The sequence below is a fragment of the Paenibacillus glycanilyticus genome (assembly GCF_023715145.1).
Lineage (GTDB): Bacteria > Bacillota > Bacilli > Paenibacillales > Paenibacillaceae > Pristimantibacillus > Pristimantibacillus glycanilyticus_A.
In genome coordinates, this window is sequence record NZ_JAMBNP010000004.1 from 521046 (window position 1) to 547370 (window position 26325).

Sequence of the window (26325 nt, forward strand, 5' to 3'; positions counted from 1 at the left end):
TTATACGCGGTCCGGATCCTGGCCCTTCGTTTCTCGTCCAAAGAACAACACCGTCAGCGCGCCAATAACAATCGCAATAAAGAACACAACAAATACGGATGTAAGAGACGTTCCGTTATCAATCAGCAATCCGACCAGGTACGGACCGATTATGCCGCCGATACGACCGAATGCCGCGGCAAATCCAACTCCCGTAGACCGCACGCTAGTTGGATACAACTCGGGTGTATAAGCATACATGGCCCCCCATGCTCCCAAATTGAAGAAGGACAGAAAGATGCCCGCCGTCAGCAGCATTCCGGCTGTTCCGGCATTGCCGAACCAGATGGCACATATCGCCGTCATCAGCAGATATACGCCTAGAACCGCTTTCCGTCCGACTCTTTCTATCAAGTAAGCGGCCGTAAAATAACCCGGCAGCTGGGCCAGCGTTATGATCAGCACATATTGAAAGCTCTTTACGAGGGTGAACCCCTTCATCACCATAACCGTTGGCAGCCATAGAAACATGCCGTAGTAGGAAAATACAACGGTGAACCATAGAATCCACAACGTAATCGTCGCCCGTTGATATTGTCCGGACCAGATGGAGGACATCCGTTCGCCGAAGCTAAGCTTCCTCTTGTCCGCCTGCTCCTTGTAGCGTGGAGAATCATCGATTGCCTTTCTGAGAAATAAGGCATATACCGCGGGCAAAGCCCCGATAACCAGAGCCATTCTCCAACCGTAATGCGGAATAAAGAAATAAGAGATCAGAGCTGCCAGAATCCAGCCTCCTGCCCAAAAGCTTTCCAGCAGCACGATTGCTTTCCCTCTTACCTTCACCGGTACCGATTCGGATACCAAAGTTGAAGCAACCGGAAGCTCCCCTCCAAGACCAAACCCCGCAAAGAAACGAAGAACAGCCAGAACAAACAGATTAGGTGCAAGAGCAGACAAACCGCTCGCTACGGAAAACAGGATCAGTGTCCACAAGAGTACAGCCTTCCTGCCGTATTTATCTGCCAAGGAGCCGGATACGGCAGCTCCAAATGCCATCCCGGTAGAGTTAATCGCGGCAAGAAGACCAATCTGCTGCGGATGAAGGTTCCAGTCTACGCTCAAGGCCGCTGCGATAAAAGAGACCAGCCCTACGTCCATGGCATCAAACAGCCAGCTGAATCCGGCGCTTAACAGCAGCTTCCGGTTCTTTGGTTCACGGAATAACGAAGTCTCGTTCATGTGGACATTGCCTCCAGCTTCAGCCTTATCGTTATTTACAATTTGCCCTGGAATGAATGCCATTATGTAACAGGTATGCCGAATGGGACAATGCTTCATCGCAATAGGATGAGAAGTGGAGTATAAAACAGGCTGGAGGAGCAGGTATGGGAAATAAGCAGAGGTTTGTTATGGTCGTTATTCCAATGTCGGAGATAAAAAAATTCATCCTGATCGATGTTGTTATAAGCACAGCCGCCTACTATGCCTTGGTTATTCCTTTTCATTCCATTGTGGCGGCTACTGCCGGAAGCATGACCTTGCCCGTGGTGATCCGGCGGACGTTAAAGCATCGCGGCAGACGGTAGCTGGACGGCTAGGATCAGCTGTTCAGCCACCGGGCAAGCGTATGGCGAAGCAAATAGACAAAGTTGCTATTCTGCCGCAGCACCTCCCGGAAGCGGTCCGGATAATCGGTAAAGATCCCGTCTACCCCCCAGGTCAACGCGCGGTCCATGTTTAATTGATAATTAACGGTATAGGGATAGATACGAAGGCCGGACTTCTGAACCTTATGAACATAAGCAGCATTGATCTTTGGAAAATTAGGGCTGACCCCTTTTGCGTATTTTTTGATTTTGCGTAATGAGGCATCGCTAATCCGGGCAGGAGTGTTATACCACAACAGCTGGAATAGGACGATTCTTTCATTCATGCGATGGATTTTCTTCAAGCTCTTGGAATCGAAGGACTGGATGACGACATATTCCTCCAAACGGAATTGAGCGATTAACGTCAGCAGCTTTTCTTCCATTCCCGGATTGTATTCCGTGTCTTTAATCTCAAGAATATAATGAGTCTCCCGGCCAAAGGCCGCAAATATATCGTGAAGCGAAGGCACCTGCTGCTTCGCAAATTCATCCCGCGCATACATCGGATGATGTTTGTTGAACCAGGAGCCCGCATCAAGCTGTTTGATTTCTTCTAGCGTCATTCCCCCTACTTTGCCCTTCGCATCGGTCGTGCGGTTAACGGTATTATCATGCATGGCGATGATATGACCGTCCTTCGTCAGTTGAAGATCGATCTCGAGATAATCGGCTCCCGAATCAATTGCACTGCGGTAAGCGGCAAGAGTATGCTCGGGTGCATAACCGGATGCTCCGCGATGGGCAATGACTGCCGAATGCTTCGTAAGCCTCTGGCCTGCGGACACCGTCGGATAATCAGCTAGGGACAAGACAAGAACAAGCACGGCAGCAACAAGCAAGCCGTGCAGCATATAGAAATAAAAGGACGACACTTCTCTCCTTCGCATCGCAGAAAGCCTCCCTTCCGTTGCCCTTAACGTCTCACTGCATTTCCTTTTTTATGCGAAAAAAAGCTGCTTCCGTATTCAAACGGAAAGCAGCTCTCGACTATTTAATAAGTTGCGCCCTGCAAAAACTTGACCCGCTCGCCCATCGGGGGAACTTCATTCCCCTCAACATCGATCTCAATCACGATAGGACCTTTTGATTGGTCGAACCATTCCTTGGCAAGCTCGGGACGGAGCTCCTCCAGCGATTCCGCCTGTGCAAAACGGACGCCAAGCGCTTTGGCGACATCCGCAATGCTTGTCCGCGTTTGCGAGAAATCCTCCAGGCAGCGTTTGTACTGCATCATATGTCCGTGATACACCATACCAAGACGGGCATTGTTGATAACGACAAAAACAATCGGGAGATTGTACTCCTTGGCGGTCAGCACTTCCATGCCGTGCATGAAGAAGCAGCCGTCACCGGTTATGCTGATGACCGGACGGCCTGGCTCCGCAAGCTGAGCGCCCAAAGCGCCGCTAATCCCGGATCCCATGCCGCCAAAGTTAATATTGATATCGAATTCCTGTTTCTCGCGCACCACGAGATTTTGGATCGAGTAAGTCATGAACTCGCCGATGTCCACATAGTAGCGGGCATTGTCCGGAGCAAGCAGATTCAGTTGACGGATTGCGGATCGGGTGTTCCACTCCTCCGTGCCCGGACCGGCTGATTCCAATGAGGCAGCCGCTTCCTTATAACCGCTTGTTATCACCTCGAGCTGCTCCTCATTCACGCCTGAAGTCAGGCGATCGATAAGCTGCCAGACCACAAGCTCAATGTCTCCGTGCACCGGATAATCCGTATCGAAGTTTTTGCCAAGCTCCCGTTTGTCATGGTCGATATGAATGATTCGTTTACCGTTTACCAGACGCTCGTCCCAGCTGCTGGTCGCAGACTCTCCTAGCGCGGAACCAACGATCATCAGCAGATCATGATGTTCGCCGCGCAGATAATCAACCGCCGAGTCATTGCTTGCTAGTCCGTACACCCCTACGGCAAGCGGATGATTCTCAGGGAAAGCGCCTTTGCCGCGAGGCGTTGTGGCAACGTGCCAGCCAGTGAGCTCAGCGAAGCGCAGCATCGTGTCTTTAAATTCCTTGGAGCCATGTCCAAGCAGCAGGGCCCCGCGGCGTCCAGCCTGCTTAATTGCAGCTGCTGCCGCTTCCACCTCGGCGGAATCCGGTTGAACCGGCTGCGTCTGAACAGCGGATAAAACCTCCGGCTCTCCGATGTCGGTCATTTGCATATTAATCGGAATCGTAATATGTACAGGGCCGGGTGTTCCGCTAATAGCCGTATTGTAAGCTTCAGCGAGGATACGAGGCAGCTCCTTAGGATCGGTAACGGTTGTGCTCATCTTGGTGACGGATGCGAAGATGGGATCTGAATTTAGCTCCTGTCCTCCGCCTTTACCGAATTTCGTTGTAGGGATTGCGCCAGTAAGGAAAATAACCGGAAGCTTCTCGCGCCATGCGTTTGCTGCAGGTGTTACCAGATTTGTTGCCCCGGGTCCGCTGGATCCGACGCATACGGATGGAATACCTGTAATTCTTGTATAGGCAGCCGCCATATACCCTGAACTTGACTCATGCTTGGCTACAATGGATGTTAGTTCTGGAAGTTCATGCAAGCAATCATACAATGCATTGATAGAGCCCGCCGGGACTCCGAAAATGTACTTGACCCCTTGACTGACCAAAAATCTTAATCCAGCTTCGATTGCTCTCATCTTATTCTCCTCTGTCTCTTTTTCCTTATTTCATTACGGTAAATTTAAATACAGAGCCTTCGCCTTCCGTTGATTCGAATGATATTTTACCCCCGTGCATTTCAATCAGTTGTTTCGATATCGCAAGGCCAAGGCCTGTACCGTTAATTTGATTATTCACCTGGTAGAACTTCGTGAATATGTTTTTCTGCTTCTCCATCGGAATGCCAATTCCGGTGTCAATCACTTCAATCGTCATCCCGTTTGCTTCCATGTACGCTTTAATCGTGATTTTACCTCTCTGAGGGGTAAATTTAATGGAATTGGAGAGCAGGTTCAGCAGAATCTGCAGAATGCGCTCGCGGTCCGCACGCATGGTTCTGCTCTCGCCGGCGTGAATCTCAACGGCAAGCTCGAGCTTCTTCTTGTTAACTAGTGAATCAACGATATGCGTTGCTTCGCGAATCATATCTTCGAAATCAAATTCCGAATACATAAGCTCGAACTTCCCGTTCTCCATCTTGGCGAAATCAAGCAGCTCATTCACTTGATTCAGCAGGCGTTCGATCGACTTCCCGGCCGTCTCCAGCAGATCGAGCTGAGAATCGTTGAGCTTGCCAAGCACTTCCTTGCGTAAAATATCAACGGTGCCCTTCACCGCCGTAATTGGCGTACGGAGCTCATGGGACAACGTGGCAATGAAATCGCTCTTCAGTTCATTCAAGTATTCGAGCTCTTTCACCAGGCCCTCCAGCTTGAAGTTCGCTTGCTGCAGCTCCATCGAGCGTACATTAACCGAATAGTCCAGATGCTCGGTATGGATCGCGTTCGCCAGCGCGGTTGCGGTTACATCGGCAATCGACTGGCAGAATTCGATCTCGCCCTGCTCGTACTCGCGGCTTTTGTTCATGGTCGGGATAACAACGTCGCCAAACACGCGGTCCTTCGCAACAAGCGGAATGACGAGCAGACTTTTGATATTAAACATCTCGCAAGCCCGGTGATCGGGACGAGGGTCCGCGTAAACATCCGAAATCGCTATCGCTTTTTTCTCCGTGACGACCTCATAGAACAGCTTGTCTTTATCGATGCTCAGCTTGATATCTTCGCGATGCCTGTTCTTCCACTCCTCTTCCGTTACGCTGACCGAGGAGATATGATAAGGCTCAATGGTGCGGTCCTTCTCGTTGTAGAGATGGATGCCCACCTCATCGGAGCCTGTAGCCCGCTTCATGTAATGGAAGCAGGTTTTAAGAACCTCGCGGACGGAGAGCGACTTGGACAAGGCTTTTGTCGCGTCGAGCAGCAGCTGCTGCTTGTCCACGAGATTTTTCGTATTTTCGAACATCTGGATGTTATGAATAGCTACGCTGACCATATTGACGAAAGCTTCCGTTACCTCGATCTGTTCCCGCGTCAAATTCATCGGCTTGCCGAAGTCGTGAACAAATACAACGCCAAAGACGGAGTCGTTCACGATAACCGGAATGCCAAGAATGGATTGAATCTTCATAAGCAGCTTCTTATCATCGTCAATCCGTACATCCAGGCTTGTGTCCCCGATATAGTCGCTTGCCCTTCTCTCCAGAATATCGCGGACGAAGAGGTCCTTCTGCGGGTCGATCAAGAGCTCCGTAATATCGATGGACATCTTATTTCCTTTGTATCCTATGAAAGTGCCGTCAGGCTGCTTGAGGAAAAATCCCACCAGATCCGCCTGGGTAATTTCGCTGGCAATCGCGTCTACGAATACCTGCAAAATATCGGACAGCTCAAACTGCGAGTTGATTACTTTCGTCATCAGAAATAATTTCTTGAAGCTCTTTAATTCCATCATAATTATTCACCTGTCCGTCCGTTTAATAGATCGTGATCTGATTTTTACCGCTTTGTTTGGAACGCAGCAAGGCTCGATCGGCAAAGCCTATTATCTGTTCAAAGGAATAATGATCAGAGCTCTTCGTAACCCCAATGCTGACTGATGCTTTGGCTCCATGTTCCACCAGCGAACCAATTGCAAGCTCGTTCACCGTGCGGATAATTTCCTGCGCGGTTTCGACCGCGCCTTCCTCCTCGTGCAGCAGCACCAGGAACTCGTCCCCGCCGAAACGGAACGCGAGATCGCTCTCCGGCGTGATCGACTGCTGGATGATCTTAGCAATCGCTTTCAGCACTTGATCGCCTACAAGATGGCCAAAGGTATCGTTGATGGTTTTGAAATTATCCATGTCAATCATAAGCATAGCGCCATAATCGGATAAGGTTACCGATGATTCCAGCATGACTTCGTTGAGATACATCCGGTTATACAGGCCGGTTAAGGCATCGGTATTGGCTCTCTCCGACAGCTTCTCCGTGGCGCTTATCAAGCGCTCGAGCTTCTGCTTTTGCCCCAAGGCAAAGCTCACCTTCATCTCGAGCAGATCAAGATCATAAGGCTTGGTCAAATAATCGAAGGCCCCAAGCTGCAGGCCTTGCAAAATATCCTTCTTCTGCACGTTGGCAGACAAGAAGATAATTGGTGTATCAAATCCTTCCCGGCTCATCCACTGCTTGCAGACGTCAAAGCCGGACATATCGGGCATCATAACGTCCAGCAAAATGAGATCAGGTCGAATCTCATCGTACATTGCTAATGCATCAGAGCCGCATTCTGCCGTATGTATGCTGTAATTTAAGGACTTCAAAAATATACGAAGAATTTGTACATTATGCGGTTCATCGTCTACGATGAGTATCTTTTCACGCAATGACATACTCCAACTCTCTTTCCGATTTCATTCACCTAAAGTTAAGGTCCTCAACGTCATTTGCTCATCGATGATGTCAAGAAACAGCTTGACGAGCTGTTCGTCAAACTGCGTATTCGCATTTGTAATTAGCTGCTTCCTTACCTCTTCCACATGCAAGGAGCTGCGGTAAACCCGGGTTGAGGTCATCGCATCGAAAGCATCAGCCAGGCTGACAATGCGGACCAGGAACGGGATTTCATCCCCTTTCAGCCCATCCGGATACCCTCTCCCGTCAATGCGCTCATGATGCCATCTGACGATAGGCAGGATGTCCTTCACCTCCGGCAGATCCTTCAGCAGCTCATAGCCGATAGCCGGATGCTGGCGGATAACGCCAAACTCCTCGTCGGTCAGCCTGCCGGGCTTCATAAGGATAGGATCCGGTATCGCAAGCTTGCCGATATCATGCAGGAGAGCAGCGACCTTCAGGAGCTCGAGCTCCGAAGGGCTGAGGCCAAGCTTTTCTCCAAGCAACAAGGAATAGAAGGCTACATTATAGCAATGGTCCACCGTGAAGCTGTCCTTCATCCGCAGCGTATTAAACAGGCTTTCGTAAGACTGCTCCTTCAAAAACTGCTTGCGGAAATAGATCTTGTCGATGAGCTGATCCATGTGCAGTTTATTAATTCGGCAAATTTGAAGCTCTTCGGGTGTCAATGATCGCTGAGTTTGAAAACAGAGCAGGAGTGTGCCATACGTTGAATTACGATTGATATGGAAGGGATATATGGTGTGGAAAGACGTGTTCTCAAGTGAGATTCCGTCTATCGTGTCATCTTGTCTTAGTGGTCTTCCATCCGGAATACGCTGGAAAAAATCAGCTTGTACAGCTATCTGTTGAAGCTGATTGGTATCGACCTGCAGCATGTTAAAAGAGTACGCTGCAGGCTCCTGTCGCTGTGTATCCTCCATTAGGAATAAGCAAATTTGCTCACAGCCGATCGACTCTTTCAAAAAATGGCCAAGAAGCCCCATTGAATCAAATATGGAGTTTGAGTTAATGACGCTCTTGAAAAATACCGAATTATGCATGCTTCAACCTCTATTTCTCATGAATACATGAAGCTTTAATCCTTATTTCATTCGACATATAGTCTTTTTTTCCTTCATGCATCAAGAAAAAATTGTCGTTTTATGCATATTGGATCTTCGGCGCTATTCTCTAGTCTCTTCCCTCAGCGGTTTTGCATCTGCCGGAATGAGTTTTAGCGGTACGAGCTGGGCTTCAAAGCTTCCTTCGTAATGAAATATCGTCCCCACAAGAGGATTGCTGACATGGACGCAAATCCGAAATTTCTCCATCTCTTCGTCATACCACTCCGTCACGTCGGCTGTTCCTGTGAGCGGCGACGGCCAGGTAAATTGGATCAGACCCTCATAAAAACGCTGGTCCCCGGAACGGATCCGGATTCCCCCGTTGCTTGCAGCCGTAATGTCCAAGTCCACCGCCAAATGCTGCTTTGTTCCTAAATAATCGACGATTCTCTGCCGTTCAGAACTGTAGATCATCGTTGCGTCAAAATGCCGCACCGCCCGCTTAAATTGAAACTTGCGGATCCAGGTTACCGTTTCTCTGCCCAACCCGTCCTTATAGGCATAATTTTCGATTGTAAACGGGATTTGGCTGCCGCCTTGAGGGAACATGATATGACGCGCGGCTCCGATTGCCAAAGGCAAAGCCGCCCACTTGGCGAACCAGATCCGGTCCATCACGCCTTGACCGATGGAGGCCGCTTGATCCTTGCTGCTGAAGCCAAACCGCTCCTGAATGCGCGGATGCAGGTTTTCGAATTCCGGGCCTAGTACTTGCTCGTAGATTGATCTGGTCATGGCTTCAGTTCCCCTTTCTTTCTAATGCAGTTGCCGGCGTTTGGCAGCTCCCGGCATGTCCACATGCCTATCATGCTAAGCCCAAGCATGGCAGCACCCAGGACGAAAGGATTAAAGGGTGCAGCCAATAGAGTCGGCTCCACAACCATGGCACTTGCCGTAAGCGCGATTAATGCAGCCAGCTGCATCCCGTAAAGCCATTTCGACCGGTGATAAAGGAGCAGGAGAAGCCCGAGGAGAATTTCAGCGCCTCCAAGCCATTTCAATGCGAGCAGCTCGGCACCCGGGAACATATTCATGTTCTGCATGATGGCCAGCTCCCCGGCCTCCGGGTATATCCATTTCGGTACAAGACCTTCGTACAGCCAGAGAAAGCCAAGTATCATGATGCTAATGTAATGGACCGCTATCCTCTGTACGCTGACGCACGGGGGAATCTGCTTCTCCAGCCATAGCCGCAGAATATCAAAGCTTAGAGCCGTAGCCCATCCGAATATAGGGCGGAACAGCAGCCGGTCGAACCATTTTCCGACACGTCCGAACCGGGTTGCGTAATCGTATTTGGTAAGAAAAGTGATGGAGTCCTTGTTTGGCCGGTATTGCCAGTAGCCTGCTCCATGACGGATTAATGAAATCGGCTGCTTCGAACCGAAAGCCAGCGTGGACAGGCGGACACCCGTTTCTCTATGAATAGATGATTTCGTGCGTCCGGTTCCGCTAATTCGAAGACCAAAGCCAATTCGGGTCTCATACAGGAAGGCTTGCGGACTATCTTCTGATTGGCGCGGCAAATAGGTGATGCTCGAGAATCGCAAATCCCACTGCTCATGCTTTTCGGCTGACTGGGTATACGACCACAGCTTTTCCATGTCGGTATTGATGTTCAGCTCTACATATATCGGTTTTCGTTTCATCGTGAATCCCGCTCCCTTCCCCTCCATTCTAGGACGGGAGACCGGAACCCGGCAGTTCTAACTTTCGTAGTACCCGGCTCATATCCGCGCATACAAAAAGAACGCTGCCAGATAGCAGCGCTCTTGATCGTGAAGCTATTTAGGAGGCAGCAAGCCTCTTCGCCTGATCTTTTCCACTGCTTCTTTGCGGCTTGTTACACCAAGCTTCTTCAGCATTTTGTTCACTTGATTCTTCAGGGTGCTTTCCGTTTTGAAAAGCTTCTTTTCCATCTGCGGCTGCGTGTAGCCCTGCTCGATCAATTCGAACGCTTCACGCTCGGCAGCGGTAAGCTCCTTCAGCTGCTCTTCCCGCTTTAATCGGGCATAATCCTTCAATAACGCGTCCATGGCTCGCGGATGCTGGCAGGCACTCCGTATGACATGGGGAAGCTCCTTGTAATTCGTCTTTTCCACATAATTAACCGCGCCGGCCGTAAAAGCCTGCATGATGATGGACTCATCCTTCATCGACGTCAGCATGATGATCCTCGCCGGATGGATATCATTCAGTTCAATGGCGGTATAGATGCCTTCCTCATTGTAATCCGTCAGCTGAATATCCAGCAGCACAACGTCAAAGTCCAGCTGGCCCGCCTTCTCAAGCGCTTCTCTGGAGGATGTCGCGGAGCCTGCCACCTCAAGATCCGGCTCGCTGTTCAGATAGGCCGTCATCGCTTGGATCCAGTCCGGATCATCTTCGACGAGAAAGATTTTGATCGTTGTCACCGCATGCTCCTCCTGTTATCCTTGACGGATGCTTTTCGCTGCAAAATGAAAAACAACGGCTGTTCCTTCGTTCACCCGGCTTATCACATCCACCGAGCCCCCGCTCTTTTTCATGACGTTATATACATAGGACAGCCCTAATCCAAAGTTGCTTTGGCGGTTCTTCGTACTAAAGAAAGGTTCAAATACCCGCTCCAGCTGATCAGTTGGTATCCCTCTGCCATTATCCCCGATCGTGAGCTGCACCGATCTTTTTACCCGCTCCAGCCGAATGGACAGAATCCCTTCCGCCTCCATCGCTTCTGCCGCATTCGTAAGCACATTGCCAATTGCTTCCGACAAGTGAACCGGATCTCCGCTGATGACAGGCTCGCAGAGATAATCCGCATGGACCCGAATCCGTTTCTGTTCGAGCAGACCTTGATGGAGGAGCAGACTGCCTTGTACAAGAAGATCCAGCCTGAGAGGCTTCTCAACGAGTACAATATCTTTCATTTGGCTATGAATCCGGTTCACCATGTCAAGCATATGCCCGGAGGCTGCCGATATGATGTCCAGATGAGACAAGGATTCCGGTGAATGCCTAGACAGCTCTCGCTTCAGATTGTCCGAGCTGATGGCGATTTTGCCGATTTCATTCTTGATGGAGTGATTAAGCTGCACCGCGCCCGAGCTTACCGCCTTCATCGTTCCCTCGAGCGGATCCTTCTCAAACCGCAGCTTAACTCCTAATACGCCATAAATAAACGCACAGATGAGAGCAACAGATAACGAATAGATGATAAACAGCGATACATAACGGAAGGCATCCATATCCGGTGCGACTATAGCGGCAACATTAATGAACAAGAGGGCCGCCAATATAGTGGGAACAATAATAATGGTCGCGATCAGACGATTCCTGCGTTTGCGGCTGTTCGTCTCCTTCCATACCGATATAATCAACAGCAGACAAGCTGCGATATAGTAAGGCGCTGCCCAGCCGAGCAATAAACTGAAGTTAATGTCGATCTCCGGCTCAAGCGGTGTTGTCAGCATCATCCACGCCGGAAGAAGCAGCAAAGCCAGCTTCAGATATAGCCTGGTCCTGCTGCTCGGCACCAGCTCTGAGTAAATGATGCTGAATATCAGAATGCCATAAGGGGTCAGAGTATGGTTGAGCAGCTGCTCGATATTCGCCCATTCGTCATACCCATAATTGATGAGTACATCCGTCAAGCCGCCTATTGCGGCTGCGCTTAAGAAAAAGGCTGCCCAGCGGTTCATCTCGCTGCGGGGATTGTTCGCCAGCAAGATAACCGCTGCCGTGAGCAGTGCAAAAAAGTAATAGATCATCCCTTGGTCAGGAAACGGATAAACCCAGGTAAGCAAGCAGCAAGGCTGCCGTATTCACGATGGCATCGGAGTGAGTCCGCTCCATCGCGTGGGAAGCATGAACGCCGGGTCCGATTAATGCCGCGCGAATGTTGCTTCCTCCCCGCAGAGCGGCAGATGCATCGGAGCCGTATTGAGGATAAATATCAACCGCATAAGGCAGCTGGTGCTGCTTGGCCAGCTCAATCAATCTGGAGGTCATCTCATAATCGTAGGGACCCGAGGAATCCTTCGCGCAGATCGATACATCCCGCTCTGTCGTGGACAAATCATCCCCGATCGCCCCCATATCGACCGCAATCAGCTCGGTAATATCGGGTGGCATATAGGAGTTGCCGTGACCAACCTCTTCATAAGTCGAGAAAATAAGCTTAAGCGTCCGCTCCGGCTGCTTCCCGGCCCGCTTCATCCATTCCAGCAGGCCAAATATAGCCGCAACGCTGGCTTTGTCGTCCAGATGACGGGATTTGACCCATCCGTTCAGCAGAATGCGCACTCGCGGATCCCAGGATACGATATCGCCAACCGCGATGCCCAGCTTCTCGGTCTCTTCCTTGCTGGAAGTAGCTTCGTCAATCCGGATCTCCATATTCGCTTCTTCCCGCTTCCAGTCCCTTGCGTCGGGGTAGACATGGACCGAGGTTTTGGTAGACAGCACCGTTCCTTCATACTGCCTTCCATCACGCGTGTGGATCAGGCAATATTCCCCTTCAACCGTATGCATGTTATAGCCGCCGATAGGAGTAATGCGCAGCATGCCGTTTGGTTTAATCGAACGCACCATGGCCCCCAGCGTATCCACATGGGCGGTGTAAGCGATCGTTCCGCCCGACGGCGCACTTCCGGGAATCGTAATCATGCCGTTGCCTTTTGGCGTTCGTTCCATCTTGAAGCCAAGCTTCTCCGCCTCTTCTTCCAGACGCTCCATAATGGTCATACAATACCCGCTAGGGCTGGGGATTTGAAGCAGCTCTTCGAGGAACTTCAGAATATACTTCCGGTTTAATGTTTTGTTTAGTGGATTTTCCATGTCAACATCCTCCTTATTTCTTTGAATACGCTTTTTCATGAAAAGCGGTTATGTAACGGAACAGCCGCTTCCCGCTTCGGTCTCCAAGCCAGCCCTCCTCGGAATTAAGCTGTTTGTACATGGCGCGGTAGGGCTCCGGCACCCATATGTAAGGATGCTCATAATCGGTAATGGTGAATCCGTTCCGCTCCCAGAAGCGGATGCGCCGTTCATTGGCAGGGGTACGTTCGGACTCCACTTCTATTAGAAGCCCGTCGAGCCGTTTCTCCTGTCCGGCCCATTCCGTAATAGCCTTGATCAGCTTGGAGCCTATGCCCTCTCCTCTTCGATGCTCGGATACGGCAATATAGTCTATAAGCAGGATTCTCCCGCCGCCCGTCAGTCCGGATAACGCCATTGCTTCTACCGTACCCTCATCGGCGAGAGTATGGAGGAAACACGGCATCTTCCCGAACATCCCGGCAATAATACCATCAGGCTTGCGCCCCTCCTTCGGAAAGGACTGTTCGTACAGCTTTTTGGCCATTGGCCAAATCCGGTTATCGAGCTTGTCTATGGTTGTGAACAACATCCGTTATGCTGACTCCTTTGATCCGCTTATACTCTTATCTTCTAGTGTACCACTTCTCCGGGTTATTGACGTTATTTTCAAAATGTACGATAGTAAATAAATACTTTATTCCCGGCTATGCGTTAGGAGATTTATCTTATGGCAAACATTATGAAATCTTCACTCATCCGGCTTGGACTGGCTGTTATTGCCGGGATTTGCACAGGCTCGGCGTCTGCCCTCTTCCTGACTAGTCTGGAATGGGCGACGGAAACCTCTATAACCCATGCTTGGCTGCTATGGCTTCTGCCTGTCGGCGGTGCGCTTGTAAGCTGGCTGTATCTCAAGTATGGAAAAGATGCGGCAAAAGGGAACAATCTGCTCCTTGACCGAATCTATGGCGGTGAAGCCGCTGTTCCGCTTCGAATGGCGCCGCTTGTCCTCTTTGGTACAATCGTTACGCATTTATTCGGCGGCTCCGCCGGCCGTGAAGGTACGGCCGTTCAGATGGGCGGAAGCCTCGCCGAACAAATAAGCAAGCAATTCAAGCTAAGCAGCGCGGAACGCAAGATCCTCTTGCTATGCGGGATCAGCAGCGGATTTGGTTCCGTCTTCGGAACGCCTGCCGCCGGCGCCATGTTTGCGCTTGAGGTAGCCGCGCTTGGCGCTATTTCGCTTGAATCGATTCTGCCTGTCATTCTCGCAAGCTACGCGGGGCATTACACGACGTTGGCCTGGGGCGTCCATCATCTTCATTATTCGATGGGCACGGTCCCACCGCCAAGCTTCATGCTTCTGCTCAAGCTGGCTCTTGCTGCCGTCTTGTTCGGGCTTGCGGCCCTTTTGTTCGTCACTTTAACCCATCGGTTGAAGGCCTGGTTCACGAAACGGCTGCCTAACCCGATGGTGAAAAGCTTCGTCGGCGGTCTCATCATCATAGCCCTTGTCTATATCGCGGGCTCCCGGGATTATCTCGGGCTGGGCCTTCCGTTATTGCAGCATTCGTTCCAGGAAGCCGCAGCGCCTCTAGATTTCTTGTGGAAAACCGTCTTCACTTCGCTGACGCTCGGCACCGGCTTCCAGGGCGGCGAGGTAACGCCTTTGTTTGTGATTGGTTCAACCCTTGGCAGCGCGCTGGCCAAGCTGCTTGCCGTATCCGTTCCCCTGCTTGCCGGAATCGGGTTGGTCTCAATCTTCAGCGGAGCAACCAATACCCCTCTCGCAAGCTATATTCTTGGCATTGAGCTGTTTGGCCTGCATGGCTACGGCTGGTTGTATATGCTGATCGGATGTGCCATTGCTTATCTCTGCTCGGGAGCTCCGGGAATCTATTCCGCGCAGCGCTCCCGCCGCTATTTCAAAGAATTATGGGACTAATCACCCTTGGGCATTTACCTTCATAGGATGGAGAAGTAGATGAAAGAAAGGGTGCATACGGTCTATGACACGTAAAGCTTCACCCACCGTCCGCGGCTTTCAGCCTGGCTTGCCTGTTCCCGGTGGTCCCGGCGGGCAAGGCGGATTGATTGGTCCTGGCGGACTGCCGCCATTTACCCCGGGCTGTTTGCGATTTGCTGAATTCAAACCAAAAAAACAAGCCGTAAACGAATATCGTTCACGGCTGTCTGCATGTTCAATTATTTGCCGAAGCGCTGGCGGTAGCCGCATTTGCGGCAAAGCTCTTCAACCGCTTCCCGTCTCGAGAAGCCGTCGACAAGGTTCGTTGCGCGTTCGCCTTCAATAATGTCGGAGAACTTCTGATCGTTAATATTGCCCAGATCGATGACGCCCTCCCCATCCAGGCAGCATGGAACCACGGTTCCGTCAATGAGAATCCCTGCCTGATTCCTGAGCCCGTAGCAGAACCCTTTGCCGTCATCCTCTTTCGCTCTCAGATCCGGCCAATCGAATTCATAATCCTGGTTCAAATAGACACGATCGGCAATCTTGACCCCGCTGCCCGGCACAACCTTCTCTTCGATGAGGTAATCAAGCTTGAATTCACTCTCTATCATCGATAGAATCTCACGGTTTCGCTGTCTCTCGGCATTCGTCATATTATCCTGCGTTAAATTCCACAAGCGGAACGAGGAAATCATCGTGGTCTGCTCCATGGCCTCGCGGACGAAGGACAGGACACTGCCGATATAGCCTTCTTTATCCTTGGATCCGGCATGGCCGTCAAAGCTGTGCAGCGAGAAATTCATCTGCCGGATCGCCGGCTTCGACAATAGCTTATGTTTATTTTTCTGAAGCAGCGTGCCATTCGTTGTGATGTTCACCTTAAAGCCCTTCTCATGGCTGATGTCCAGGAGCTGGTCAATCTTCGGATGGAGCAGCGGCTCGCCCTTCAAATGAAAATAAATATAGTCCGTGAACGGCTTAATCTGATCTAACCGCTCCGTAAAATCCTCTATGCTAATGAAACCCTTCGCTCGTTCCGTCGGCGGACAGAAGGAGCACGCCAGATTGCAAATACTCGTAATTTCGATATAAAATTTCTTGAATTTCTTCATGAATCAAAGCTCCATTCTATCGCGTTGCTAATCGTCTACCCACCATTATACCATTAAAGTCAAACAGGAGGTTGATTGGATTATGTTTATGCAGGGCCAAACGTCCATTCAGCAAAAAGCAATGATGTTTATCGGCCGTCCCGTCGGCATTTCGCTTCGCAACGGTCAAGGCGTTTCCGGCGTGATCTGTAATGTACAGGGCGGCGAAGTCTATATTATGCAATATATGTACGCAACGCAGTTCGCCACCTTCCATTACAGCTTCAACGATATCAATGATATTTTGCCGTATCCGGCTTGTTAACGTCACAAAAACCGCGCAATGCGCGGTTTTTGCTCTTCCTGTTATCGCACGATAACAGCGGTGATTTTGTCCAGAGCAACATAAATTGTGGCTTTGAACGCTTTGAGTACGACGACTCCTCTTTTCACCTTGACGACATAGCCAACGATCTCTTCACCGGAAACCGTTTTGAGCACAACTACTTTATGCTTCGCTTTTGCTGCTTCCAGAACTACCGGAATTTGAATCGGAAAGAACACTCCCATGGGATCCCCCCCTTCCTCTCTATTACTCTAGTAATATGAGAACGATAGGATAGGGTTCGGGCTTATCCAAAAAAACAGCGGCGGAACCGGACATTTGTCCAATTCAGCCGCTGTTTGTCGTAATTAGCTATTTTTAATAACGGATTTATGAATAGCTGCAATCATATCCGGCGAATATTGGCGGAACAGGCCTAAACGCCAAAGCGCAGCGCCTTTGAGCTGATAGCGTTTGGCCAGGCCCAGCTTGTCGTCAATAGACTCCGGGGTTTCGGCACGCAAATCAATCCCTAGAAGCAGCTTGGATTTTGGAACGCCGGCCTTCAAAGCCTGCTGAATCGCGGCGTTTACTTTTGCATTAGGCTCCGGAACTTGAGGCGCCGTGCTCGTCGGATTATATTTGTAGGCCATTAGTACAAGATCATCAGCGATCGATGCAAGCGTCTTGTAATCATAGCCTTGATACGCGCTGTTTGGCGCATGGACAACCAGAGATAATGCAGTGCCTTGCGGAAGAGCATCCTTCAGCTGCTTCGCGTAAACATTCAGGAGCTTCTGCTGCTCGACTTTGTCCAGTTGGAAGCCCAGACCTTCGAAATCCAGCACTACCCCGCCAAATCCGTAATCGGAGATAGCCTTAGTAATGCCGCTAATGGAATTGGCCCGAAGCGTCTCATTGCTCATCATATTGGTCAATTCATGCTGTCCGTCCAAGGAATATACCATCAAATATGGCTTGATGGACTTTGCCGCCGTGTCGCTTACGAGCGATTGCGGGGTAACGTCTCCGTTTGGCTGAGGCACGCGGTACTCGGAGCCCTCAAGCGTGAAATTACCGTCCCGGTCAATCCGGCTCCAGCCGAAAGCTACGGAATTCGCAGCATCCACAAGATCCCGCTCGGCAAAGGACGATAACGCGTAAAACGTACGCAAATGCATCGCTTTCTGCGGGGATTTGATCGTTACCGTATTTGTAGACTGACTCCATCCAACCTGGGCGCCAAATTGCGTGCTGAAGAAGCTTAACGGAATAAGTACGCGGTTGCTTCGCATCATTGGTGCCGCAGGCAATTTCACGTTAGCACCGTTAACGACAGCCATTCCGCTGCCCATTTTCATCGATAGCTTAATGGGCTTCCCTTGCTTCGTTCCTTCTGCCGTGACCGTCTGCGTCTTCTCGTCCCAGACGACCTTCTGAAGCCCAAGCGCTTCACCGATTGTTCGGAACGGAACAAAGGTAACGCCTTTCACAATAATCGGCGGGCTGTCAAAAGGCAGCTCTACATCATCTAATAGAATTGTCGTTTTGGCAGGAACAGCTGCCGTTGAAGTCGCGGTTACAGCAGCAGCCGCATCGGCTTTCCCTTCCGAAACGCCGCTTGTCAGCAAAGCAAGCGCTAATACGGCGGCTGCTGATTTTATTCCCCATTGATTGATCACCAGTAAACCTCCCATGCTCCACCCTTATTCTACCAACAAGTGGAAGTAGTAAAGCAGTGGCCCTAGTATATCAAATTTTTGCTAGAATGCACAAATGATAGAATAGTCATGAATGGATGATGAACGGGTAAAAAAAAAGCTGGATCAACCCGCATGGGAGTTAGTCCAGCCCGAAGCTTATACCGTTAAATTCCGGTGCATGCCGTAGTAGATGCCTTCCTTCTTCATTAACTCGTCGTGAGAGCCTTGCTCTGCAATGGCCCCCATATCTATGACGAGAATGGTGTCCGCATTCTGAATGGTGGACAATCGGTGTGCAATGATGAAGCTGGTGCGTCCCTCCATCATTTGAAGCATCGCATCCTGTATGCGGAGCTCCGTCCGGGTATCTATGCTGCTTGTCGCTTCATCCAGAATTAGAATGGACGGCTCGGCCAATATAGCCCTTGCAATGGCAAGCAGCTGTCTTTGGCCTTGGCTCAAGTTACCGCCGTTCTCCGTAAGCGGCGTGTCATATTGCTGAGGCAGACGTCGAATAAAGCCATCTGCTCCTGCCATTCGCGCCGCTCTCCGCACTTCCCCATCAGAGGCCTCCGGTTTGCCGTATTTCAGATTATCCTTCACCGTCCCGGAGAACAGATACGTATCCTGAAGCACAATGCCAAAGGTCCGGCGGAGACTGTCTCTTGTATAATCGCGGACGTCAACTCCATCAATTAGAATCCGACCGCCCGTTACATCATAGAATCGGCTGAGCATATTAATGACTGTTGTTTTTCCCGCTCCGGTAGGGCCGACCAACGCCGTGCTGCTGCCGGCTTCCGCCGTGAAGCTGATTCCTTTCAGAATCTGCACATCGCTCCGGTAGCCAAACTGCACATTATCGAAGACAACCTTGCCTTTAGGATTTGTCAGCTCAACGGCATCAGGCTTGTCCTCCGTTTCTTCTTGCTCGTCCAACACTTCGAAGACCCGTTCGGCGCCTGCAATTCCTGATTGAAGAATGTTGTAGGTGTTCGCCAAATCCATGAGCGGGCGGACAAACTGCCGGGAATAGCTTAGGAAGCTGGCTATTACGCCAACCGTGATCATGCCTTTTACCGCCATAACACCGCCTGTAATCGCAACGGCTGCAAAGCCGATATTGCTGATTACGCTGAGCAGCGGCATCATAAACCCGGACCAGATTTGCGCATTTGTGCTTACTTTGCACAGCTCATCATTGTCTTTGCGGAAATCGGCAATCGACGTTTCTTCGTAGTTAAAGGATTTGACCACCTGGAACCCGGTAATCGTCTCCTCGATCTGACCGTTCAGTCTGCCCAGCTGCGCTTGCTGATTCTTGAACAAAGCGCTTGTGCGCTTCGTAATTGTCTTCGCGAGCAGGTACACAAGAGGCACGGTAATTAGACTGGCGAGCGTCAATAGCGGGCTCAGCACGAGCATCATAATGAGTGATCCAAGCAAGGCGATCGACCCGCTCATCAGTTGAGCAGCGGTCTGGGAGACGGAAGTGCTGACATTATCAATGTCATTCGACAATCGGCTCATCAGCTCCCCGTGCCTGCGGGTATCGAAATACACCAGCGGCAATCGCTGCAGCTTCTCGAATAACGTACGGCGCAGCCGGCTGACGATCCGCTGGGAGATCCCTGCCATCATCCAACCCTGCAGGAAGGAGAGCGAGGCATCCGCCATATAGGCGGCTACAAGCGCGATAAGCACAATGTGCAGCAGCTTGAAATCAACCGCGCCAAAGCCGCCAACCATGGCATTAACCCCTACGCCAATTAAATAAGGGCCAAGCAGCATGATAGCAGAATCGATCAGGATAAAGCCAAATACCAGGGAAAGCTGCTTGCGTTCGCCGCTCAGATAACCCCATAACCGCATTAACGTCGCCCTGAAATTTTTCGGCTTCTGCTTGGGGCCTCCGCGGCCGCCAAAGCCAGGTCCGCCCGGACGTCCACCCATCGGCACGTTCACTTCAGGACGTGCCGGTCCATTATTATTCGCTCCTGCTCCGCTCGTTCCATTAGGCTGAGGCATGATTGTCTACCTCCTTGCCAATCTGCGAACGGTAGATTTCTTGATAGACCTGGCAATCCTGCATTAAGCGGTCATGACTGCCCATGCCGACAATCTCTCCGTCATCCATCACGATAATCGTGTTCGCATCCTTCACGGAAGAGATGCGCTGGGCAATCAGCAGACAAGTGACATCTTTTGCATATTCATTGATGGCAAGCTTGATGGACGCCTCTGTCGCGCTGTCGAGTGCACTCGTGCTGTCATCAAGAATCAGTATATCCGGCTTCCGGATCAGTGCCCTTGCTATCGATATCCGTTGCTTCTGACCGCCCGAGAAGTTGACTCCGCCTTGGCCAATCAACGTGTTGTACTGCTCCGGCAGCTCGGAAATAAAGGCATGCGCTGAAGCCATCCTGGCCGCCTCAACCACTTCGTCCATTTCGGCATCTTGTTTGCCGATCCGAATATTGTCAATAACCGGTCCGGTAAACAAAACGGATTTCTGCGGAACGACGGCGATCCTTTCTCTTAATTGATGAGTGTCGAGCTCGCGGACGTTAATGCCGTTTATTCGAATAGCACCTCCGGTGACGTCATAGAACCGCGGGATCAAATTAACCAGCGTGCTTTTCCCTGAACCGGTAGAACCGATGATGGCAAGCGTCTCGCCGGGCTGACAGCTGAAGCTGATTGATTTGAGAACAGGCTCGCCATCCGGACCTTCGTAAGAGAAGCTGACGTTATCGAATTCTATGGCGCCTTTTCCCTTCAGTTCCTTAACCGGCGATAGGCGAGTATGATCCGTCATCGGATTCGTCTCCGCAAGCACTTGAATAATCCGTCCTGTCGAGGCTTTCGCTCGGACGAACATGTTGAAGATCATCGTCATCGTCGTAAGCGAGAACAAGATTTGCGTCATGTAGTTGACGAACGCAATAATGTGACCTACCTGTGTATGACCGTTATCTACCCGGATTCCGCCCAGCCAGACAACGGCCACGATCCCGATATTCATCGTCAGCGTAACGCCGGGGCTGAACACCGCCATTACCCGCTGCGCGGAGATCGAGCGCGCTTCATATTGCTTGTTGATGCCGTTGAACTTATCTACTTCAAGGTCGAAACGGTTGAAGGCTTTGACCACTCTGACCCCCGATAAATATTCGCGCATCACGCCGTTCAAACGGTCAAGCGCGTTCTGAACCTTGAGGAACAAAGGAAGACCTACCTTCATATTCAGAACAATCATTAATCCGACGATTGGAATAACAATCATAAGGACGACGGATAGGTAAGGATTTAACCGGAAGGCCATAATAAAACCCCCGATGCAAAGCATGGGTGCTTTGACAAAAATCCGCATCATGCCGTTGACGAAGTTTTGTACTTGCGTCACATCGTTTGTCAGCCGGGTAACCAGAGAGGCGCGGTCGAATTTATCTACGCTCTCGAAGCTCAAACCTTGAATTTTCTCAAACAAATCCTGGCGGAGCTCCGCGCCGAACCGCTGGGACACAATGCTGGAGACGATATTGCGGCCGGATGCCGCAAGAGCGCCTCCCAGCGTAATCAGCAGCATCCAGCCGCCGAAACGAAGCACCGTATCCATCTTATTGGCCGCAACCCCTTCGTCCACGATATGCGACATCATGGTTGGCTGCAGCAAATCCGCCAAAGCCTCGATACTGACCAGCAGGACGGAAAAGGTGAACAACAGGCCATACTTTCTGACATATTTCATCATGTGCTGCACGTCTAGATCCCCTTTCATTCGAACGAAAGCAAGCCTATTTCAATTGGCTTTGCCATAAAACCAGCGACTTCTGATCGCTCTCGGCTCCTATCTCCTTCAGCATTAACCCTTCTCTCGAGGACGAAACCGTCTCGCCGTTCCAGCGCTCCACCACAATCTTGGAGAGATGCTGGCGGCGCAGCAGCGTCATAAAGATCCATTTCAGCTCGTCTGCCGACGGGAGCTGTTCTGCTTCCTGCTTCTCTATGGTATGGATCCGTTTCCCGTTGTTCTCGATCCAATATAGCCACTTATCTCCTCTTATGACGAGAAAATGTCCCGGCTTCCGGGCAAAGGCACAATCATGCCCTTCCGGCCAATCCATCAGGAGGCCAAAAGGATTCGCCGGATCTACCGCAGATAAAAGGGTGATGGCTTCGGGGGATTCGGAACCTGCCGCCGAAAGCGGCTTGCGGATGAGATCCGCCATGTCCGGCGTTGTAAACTGCAATGTAATTGCCCCCTCAATAAACAGACCGCGAGTCAAGGTGCCCCATTCCTCCAGCTTGCGAAGAACGAGCTGCAGGCGGTCCCAGCTATATGGGGTAACCGTGGCGGTCAGCTCCTTGGTGACAATTCCGTATGTTTCCATCAAATGACGGATCCAGTACATTTCGGGCGGATCTGCATTCGGGTTTTGATTAAAAATATCTGCGTGATCATGCTCCGTCCAATCCTCCGCGAGGCCTCCGGTCCAGTACCATCTGCCAAGTCCAGAGCCTGTCTTGGCCCAATCCTTGCCCTTCTTCAAGGTTAATAACCGCAGCGGAGCGAATTGATCGTTAGAGGCATGTCCTTCCCAAGCCAGGTCTAGCAACGCCGATAGAATTTCCGTTGGAAGCTTGCCCCTGTCTCTAGCCAGCCGAGTAAGGAAGCTTGCTCCGCTGCGTTTAAGCAATTCAAGCAATTCGGGATGGGAAGCGGATTGCTCCTTGCTGTCTGCCAGATACGGCTCGTAGATCGAACGGCTGCCAGCGAGGAAGAAGGCGACCTTCCCCTCCTTTTCCCCCGGCTGCTTCTTGCCTAGCCATATTACTTCGCCTGTTGCGCACAGCAAGTCGAGCTCTTCTTTCCGGTAATCCGCTATTCGCGAAGGGAATATGACGGACTCCCAATGCGATAACGGAAGAAAAATGCCTTGAAGCCGTTCAATGACGAGCCTCAATCCGTCGCTTCCGCGAAGCTGCGCGCCTTGCAGCGCATGCTGGCGCAGGGCAATCTGCGCGCACCAGCGGATTGGCGAAGCCGGCTGTACCTGCTTGCGGGCCTCTCCAATCGACAGCCGGATGATTCGCTCTGCCGCACGACGGCTAGACCAGATCCGCTCCTCCGGCGATGCAGCGAATGGTGCCTGATCGAGGCTGCCTTCCTCCCTAAGCTTATCTACAAGCCTTTTTGCTTCGACGAGCGATAGCTTAGGATACCGTTCGCATAGTTCAAGGTCCGTAAAGGCGATCCGGTTATCCGCAAAGCGTCGGATGATAAAGGAAGCTGCTTCATCCGAGTGCGGAAATGCTTCATAGATCTCGGATTCATCACGGCAAATCCACCTGCATTCCTCGACCGGCGTATCTTCCGATGGCTCAAATATGGCCAGATCGCCGGTTTGCAGGAGTTGTTCTGCCCACAGTAAAGCTTGCGTGCCGGCCACCTGGATCAGCTCGTCAGGCGCCAGATCTCCGCGGCGCTTCAGCAGCCGGACAACATCGCTTGCTTCGCGAAGCTCAGACTCCGGTTCAGACAATCTTTGCCGCTCGGCTTCCAGAACCTGTTCGGGTATTCTACTGCGAATAGCCTGCTCCCCGAATAGTCGTCCAGCCAATTCCTTGCTGACGTTCATTAATTGCATCTGAATGGCAGGATCCAGCCCATCGCCTTCATAGATCCGCATATTGACATAGTCAGCCAGGAACTGGGTCGCCATCGGAGACGGGTACTCCGTCTCTTTAACAACGACTTCAATCTCGCCATCACGAATGGCTGTTAGCAAGGAACGAAGATCGTCCAGGGACAAATAGTCGTGGAGACATGCCTTCATCGCTTGCGTCAAATAAGGGAAATGCTCTGCATAAGGCAAAGCCGAGCGAAGCAGCTCCTCGCTTCTGAGCCGCTTCTGCCATAGCGGCGTCCGCCCAAAGCTCCGGGATAATAGAAGCGAGGTCTCGGCAATATGCCGGAAGGCAATGGCAAGAAGCGGTGAACCCGTTATCGCTTCGGTCAGCAATGCCTCGACATTGGCAGGGGTAACCTGCCAAATGGTCTGCAGCCAGGAGGAATCCCATTCTGGCAGCACAAACTCAATGCCGTTGTCCTTGGCATTGCCGTATAGCCGGTAAGGCAGGAGCAGCTCGAACTGCCGCTCAATCGCAAGCAGCCAGGTCCGGTTAAGCCGTCTGCCAAACGGGTTATGCATAATGACATGGGTCTGATTCATCAGATCTCGGTAAGTTTCAATGACAATGCGCTTATCGGTCGGCAGCTCGCAGAATGACCGCTGGGACTGGATCAGCGACAAAAGCTGCAGGGCCGTATAATCGTCCATCTGGTAATGGGAAGTCAGCCAGCTTATCAGCTGTTCCTCATCCTCGCTTTGCAGCCGCTCCTCGACTTCCGCAATAAAGGCACCTACCTTAATCCCAAGCGAATATGTTCGCCCAAGTCCTTCAGCACGCCAAAACGGTATTTCGCTAAAGCGATTCCCCGCCTCGGACACATAGACCCGGTCTTTATCGATCCGGCGAATCATCCAGCCGTTCATCCCGAGCTGGAACACGTCGCCTACCCGGCTCTCCTGGACAAATTCCTCGTCCAGCTCACCAAGATGAACACGGCTGTCCACATGATGCACGGGATACGCCGAGCTTGACGGAATGGTCCCCGCGCCGGTCAACGCGCCAATCATTGTATTCCTGCGCTTCACGAGCGTATCCGTGTCGCGGTTCCAATCAAGCAGCGGCCGCATAAACGGGTAAAACCCGGCCAGCACCTGCAGCATGCCGCGAAGCTTGCCGATCGGGAAGCTTCGGTAGCTATCGCTTCTGGCGATCAGCCGGTGCAGATCGCCTACCGCCATGTCCTCCGCAGCAACGATAGAGATCGTCTGCTGCGACAGGACATCCAGCCGATCCCGCGGAATCCGGATCGGCTCAATATCCCGCTCGGCAATGAGCCTGCCGAGCACCGCCATCTCCGGCAGCACGCCTCGCTGCCGGGCAACCATTGCGCCGCGGCTGGCGCTGCCGACGGCATGTCCCGCGCGGCCGATCCGCTGAATGCCGGACGCGGCCTCAATGGGCGAATCGAGCTGAATAACCAGCTCGATATGCCCCACATCAATGCCGAGCTCGAGCGATGAAGTGGCGACAATGCAGCGCAGCTCGCCTGCCTTCAACATCCGCTCGACCTCAAGCCGCCGCTCCTTGGCGATGCTCCCGTGATGGGCTCTAGCCATCTCGTAGCCGGCATGATCATTCAACCGCAGACATAAACGTTCGCATAACCGGCGGCTGTTGACGAAAATAATGACCGAACGGCAATCCGCCATCAGAGCAAATAGCCTGTCCAGAATCGGGAGCCATATCGCATCGCGGGTCTGCATGGGATGTGATTGATCAGGCATCGTTAACGATACTTCAAGCTGTTTACTCATATGGCTTTCTACAATCGTTACCTTACGCGGCAAATAGCCCAGCGGATGACGGAAAGCTTCACTGCCGGTCTTTTGAAGCTCGTCCGTCTGATCGCTAGTTGCTTCCTGCCAGCCTCCCAGAAAACGGGCTACCCGCTCCAAAGGCTTTTGCGTTGCCGATACGCCGATCCGTTGAATACGCCTTCCGCACCACTCTTCTAACCTTTCCAGCGATAAAGAAAGATGCGAGCCCCGTTTATCAGCTGCCAGATCATGTATCTCATCGATGATGGCATAAGAGACCGTCCTCAGCATCTCCCTCCCCTTCTCGGAGGTTAACAGAATATAGAGCGATTCCGGCGTTGTGACCAGAATATCCGGTGGTCTGCGATACATAGCGGATCGTACCGAGCTGCTCGTATCCCCTGTCCGAACTCCGCTGCGAATACCTGGCCAGCTGTTATCCGAGGAAGCGGCAAGCTTATCAATCTGCTCAATAAACGTAACCAAATGATCATGGATATCGTTATTGAGAGCCTTTAGCGGAGTAATATACAACAGCCTGACACCTATTTGACGCTGCTGCTGCTTCAATCTTGCGATGCCATCAAGGCACGGAAGAACCGCGGCTAATGTTTTACCCGAGCCTGTCGGAGCCGCTATCAGCGTATTTTCGGTTGCTGTAATCGCTTTCCATGCTTGCTTCTGCACATCGGTCGGCTCCCCGAACGAAGCCTCAAACCATTCCGCAAGGGAAGGATGAAAGGTAGATAATGACGAGCTTTGCATGACTTTCAGCTCCATCTGATTAGAGTCCAGAACAAATCTTTTACTACTATATTATATCA

Annotated in this window: 21 protein-coding genes; 3 read left to right on the forward strand and 18 right to left on the reverse strand. The window is 51.4% G+C overall.

Annotated features, from left to right (window positions below; translation table 11 throughout):
- Positions 1-1221 (reverse strand): MFS transporter, encoded by a 1221-nt coding sequence (locus tag M3194_RS14860; RefSeq protein WP_251654849.1) that lies wholly within the window; start codon positions 1219-1221, stop codon positions 1-3.
- A 146-nt stretch (positions 1222-1367) separates the two neighbouring features.
- Between M3194_RS14860 and M3194_RS14865 the strand changes: the two genes are divergently transcribed.
- A complete protein-coding gene (locus tag M3194_RS14865) occupies positions 1368-1568 on the forward strand; it encodes a hypothetical protein (RefSeq protein WP_251654850.1) in 201 nt (66 codons plus the stop codon).
- A 14-nt stretch (positions 1569-1582) separates the two neighbouring features.
- Here the strand turns inward: M3194_RS14865 and M3194_RS14870 are convergent, their stop codons facing one another.
- The 11 genes from M3194_RS14870 to M3194_RS14920 form a co-directional block, all read right to left on the reverse strand.
- Positions 1583-2518 carry a glycerophosphodiester phosphodiesterase gene (locus M3194_RS14870; protein WP_251654851.1) on the reverse strand — a complete coding sequence of 312 codons (936 nt, stop codon included), beginning with the start codon at positions 2516-2518 and terminating at the stop codon, positions 1583-1585.
- A gap of 104 nt (positions 2519-2622) precedes the next feature.
- On the reverse strand, positions 2623-4290 hold the full coding sequence (locus M3194_RS14875) for a thiamine pyrophosphate-binding protein (RefSeq protein ID WP_251654852.1): 1668 nt from the start codon (positions 4288-4290) through the stop codon (positions 2623-2625).
- 25 nt (positions 4291-4315) lie between these two features.
- Positions 4316-6106, reverse strand: coding sequence for a GAF domain-containing sensor histidine kinase (locus M3194_RS14880; RefSeq protein WP_251654853.1), 1791 nt, complete (start codon positions 6104-6106; stop codon positions 4316-4318).
- A gap of 22 nt (positions 6107-6128) precedes the next feature.
- Positions 6129-7025, reverse strand: coding sequence for a GGDEF domain-containing response regulator (locus M3194_RS14885; RefSeq protein ID WP_251654854.1), 897 nt, complete (start codon positions 7023-7025; stop codon positions 6129-6131).
- A 21-nt stretch (positions 7026-7046) separates the two neighbouring features.
- Complete coding sequence (locus tag M3194_RS14890; protein ID WP_251654855.1) at positions 7047-7673, reverse strand: HD-GYP domain-containing protein; 627 nt, start codon at positions 7671-7673, stop codon at positions 7047-7049.
- Positions 7674-8216: 543 nt separating this feature from the next.
- On the reverse strand, positions 8217-8891 hold the full coding sequence (locus M3194_RS14895) for a DUF4166 domain-containing protein (RefSeq protein WP_251654856.1): 675 nt from the start codon (positions 8889-8891) through the stop codon (positions 8217-8219).
- Positions 8888-9805, reverse strand: coding sequence for a DoxX-like family protein (locus tag M3194_RS14900; protein ID WP_251654857.1), 918 nt, complete (start codon positions 9803-9805; stop codon positions 8888-8890). Before M3194_RS14900 ends, M3194_RS14895 begins: the two co-directional genes overlap by 4 nt.
- 135 nt (positions 9806-9940) lie before the next feature.
- On the reverse strand, positions 9941-10570 hold the full coding sequence (locus tag M3194_RS14905; protein WP_251654858.1) for a response regulator: 630 nt from the start codon (positions 10568-10570) through the stop codon (positions 9941-9943).
- A 15-nt stretch (positions 10571-10585) separates the two neighbouring features.
- Positions 10586-11941 carry a sensor histidine kinase gene (locus M3194_RS14910; RefSeq protein WP_251654859.1) on the reverse strand — a complete coding sequence of 452 codons (1356 nt, stop codon included), beginning with the start codon at positions 11939-11941 and terminating at the stop codon, positions 10586-10588.
- Positions 11913-12974 (reverse strand): M42 family metallopeptidase, encoded by a 1062-nt coding sequence (locus M3194_RS14915; RefSeq protein ID WP_251654860.1) that lies wholly within the window; start codon positions 12972-12974, stop codon positions 11913-11915. Before M3194_RS14915 ends, M3194_RS14910 begins: the two co-directional genes overlap by 29 nt.
- Positions 12975-12987: 13 nt before the next feature.
- On the reverse strand, positions 12988-13545 hold the full coding sequence (locus M3194_RS14920; RefSeq protein ID WP_251654861.1) for a GNAT family N-acetyltransferase: 558 nt from the start codon (positions 13543-13545) through the stop codon (positions 12988-12990).
- Positions 13546-13683: 138 nt separating this feature from the next.
- Here M3194_RS14920 and M3194_RS14925 point away from each other — a divergent pair, with 138 nt between their 5' ends.
- A complete protein-coding gene (locus tag M3194_RS14925) occupies positions 13684-14901 on the forward strand; it encodes a voltage-gated chloride channel family protein (RefSeq protein WP_251654862.1) in 1218 nt (405 codons plus the stop codon).
- Between the two features lie 260 nt (positions 14902-15161).
- On the opposite strand, the gene M3194_RS14930 is transcribed toward M3194_RS14925, so the two are convergent.
- Entirely contained in the window at positions 15162-16040 is an 879-nt protein-coding gene (locus tag M3194_RS14930) for a radical SAM/SPASM domain-containing protein (protein ID WP_251654863.1), read from the reverse strand.
- Positions 16041-16122: 82 nt separating this feature from the next.
- Between M3194_RS14930 and M3194_RS14935 the strand changes: the two genes are divergently transcribed.
- Positions 16123-16344, forward strand: coding sequence for a hypothetical protein (locus M3194_RS14935; protein WP_251654864.1), 222 nt, complete (start codon positions 16123-16125; stop codon positions 16342-16344).
- A 41-nt stretch (positions 16345-16385) separates the two neighbouring features.
- Here the strand turns inward: M3194_RS14935 and M3194_RS14940 are convergent, their stop codons facing one another.
- From M3194_RS14940 to M3194_RS14960, 5 genes are all read right to left on the reverse strand, one after another.
- Entirely contained in the window at positions 16386-16589 is a 204-nt protein-coding gene (locus tag M3194_RS14940) for a hypothetical protein (protein ID WP_251654865.1), read from the reverse strand.
- A 123-nt stretch (positions 16590-16712) separates the two neighbouring features.
- The gene (locus tag M3194_RS14945) at positions 16713-18026 is read right to left on the reverse strand and encodes a stalk domain-containing protein (RefSeq protein WP_251654866.1); all 1314 of its coding nucleotides are present in this window, start codon (positions 18024-18026) and stop codon (positions 16713-16715) included.
- 177 nt (positions 18027-18203) lie between these two features.
- Positions 18204-20075, reverse strand: coding sequence for an ABC transporter ATP-binding protein (locus tag M3194_RS14950; RefSeq protein WP_397334325.1), 1872 nt, complete (start codon positions 20073-20075; stop codon positions 18204-18206).
- Entirely contained in the window at positions 20062-21810 is a 1749-nt protein-coding gene (locus M3194_RS14955; RefSeq protein ID WP_251654867.1) for an ABC transporter ATP-binding protein, read from the reverse strand. Before M3194_RS14955 ends, M3194_RS14950 begins: the two co-directional genes overlap by 14 nt.
- A 34-nt stretch (positions 21811-21844) precedes the next feature.
- Positions 21845-26266: a DEAD/DEAH box helicase gene (locus tag M3194_RS14960; protein ID WP_251654868.1), complete on the reverse strand. Its 4422-nt coding sequence runs from the start codon at positions 26264-26266 to the stop codon at positions 21845-21847.
- Between the last annotated feature and the right edge of the window lie 59 nt (positions 26267-26325).

Coding starts and splice junctions, on each gene's coding strand:
- M3194_RS14860 (WP_251654849.1), bottom strand. CDS start 1,221: ATGAACGAGACTTCGTTATTCCGTGAACCAAAGAACCGGAAGCTGCTG.
- M3194_RS14865 (WP_251654850.1), top strand. CDS start 1,368: ATGGGAAATAAGCAGAGGTTTGTTATGGTCGTTATTCCAATGTCGGAG.
- M3194_RS14870 (WP_251654851.1), bottom strand. CDS start 2,518: ATGCGAAGGAGAGAAGTGTCGTCCTTTTATTTCTATATGCTGCACGGC.
- M3194_RS14875 (WP_251654852.1), bottom strand. CDS start 4,290: ATGAGAGCAATCGAAGCTGGATTAAGATTTTTGGTCAGTCAAGGGGTC.
- M3194_RS14880 (WP_251654853.1), bottom strand. CDS start 6,106: ATGATGGAATTAAAGAGCTTCAAGAAATTATTTCTGATGACGAAAGTA.
- M3194_RS14885 (WP_251654854.1), bottom strand. CDS start 7,025: ATGTCATTGCGTGAAAAGATACTCATCGTAGACGATGAACCGCATAAT.
- M3194_RS14890 (WP_251654855.1), bottom strand. CDS start 7,673: ATGGATCAGCTCATCGACAAGATCTATTTCCGCAAGCAGTTTTTGAAG.
- M3194_RS14895 (WP_251654856.1), bottom strand. CDS start 8,891: ATGACCAGATCAATCTACGAGCAAGTACTAGGCCCGGAATTCGAAAAC.
- M3194_RS14900 (WP_251654857.1), bottom strand. CDS start 9,805: ATGAAACGAAAACCGATATATGTAGAGCTGAACATCAATACCGACATG.
- M3194_RS14915 (WP_251654860.1), bottom strand. CDS start 12,974: ATGGAAAATCCACTAAACAAAACATTAAACCGGAAGTATATTCTGAAG.
- M3194_RS14920 (WP_251654861.1), bottom strand. CDS start 13,545: ATGTTGTTCACAACCATAGACAAGCTCGATAACCGGATTTGGCCAATG.
- M3194_RS14925 (WP_251654862.1), top strand. CDS start 13,684: ATGGCAAACATTATGAAATCTTCACTCATCCGGCTTGGACTGGCTGTT.
- M3194_RS14930 (WP_251654863.1), bottom strand. CDS start 16,040: ATGAAGAAATTCAAGAAATTTTATATCGAAATTACGAGTATTTGCAAT.
- M3194_RS14935 (WP_251654864.1), top strand. CDS start 16,123: ATGTTTATGCAGGGCCAAACGTCCATTCAGCAAAAAGCAATGATGTTT.
- M3194_RS14940 (WP_251654865.1), bottom strand. CDS start 16,589: ATGGGAGTGTTCTTTCCGATTCAAATTCCGGTAGTTCTGGAAGCAGCA.
- M3194_RS14950 (WP_397334325.1), bottom strand. CDS start 20,075: ATGCCTCAGCCTAATGGAACGAGCGGAGCAGGAGCGAATAATAATGGA.
- M3194_RS14960 (WP_251654868.1), bottom strand. CDS start 26,266: ATGCAAAGCTCGTCATTATCTACCTTTCATCCTTCCCTTGCGGAATGG.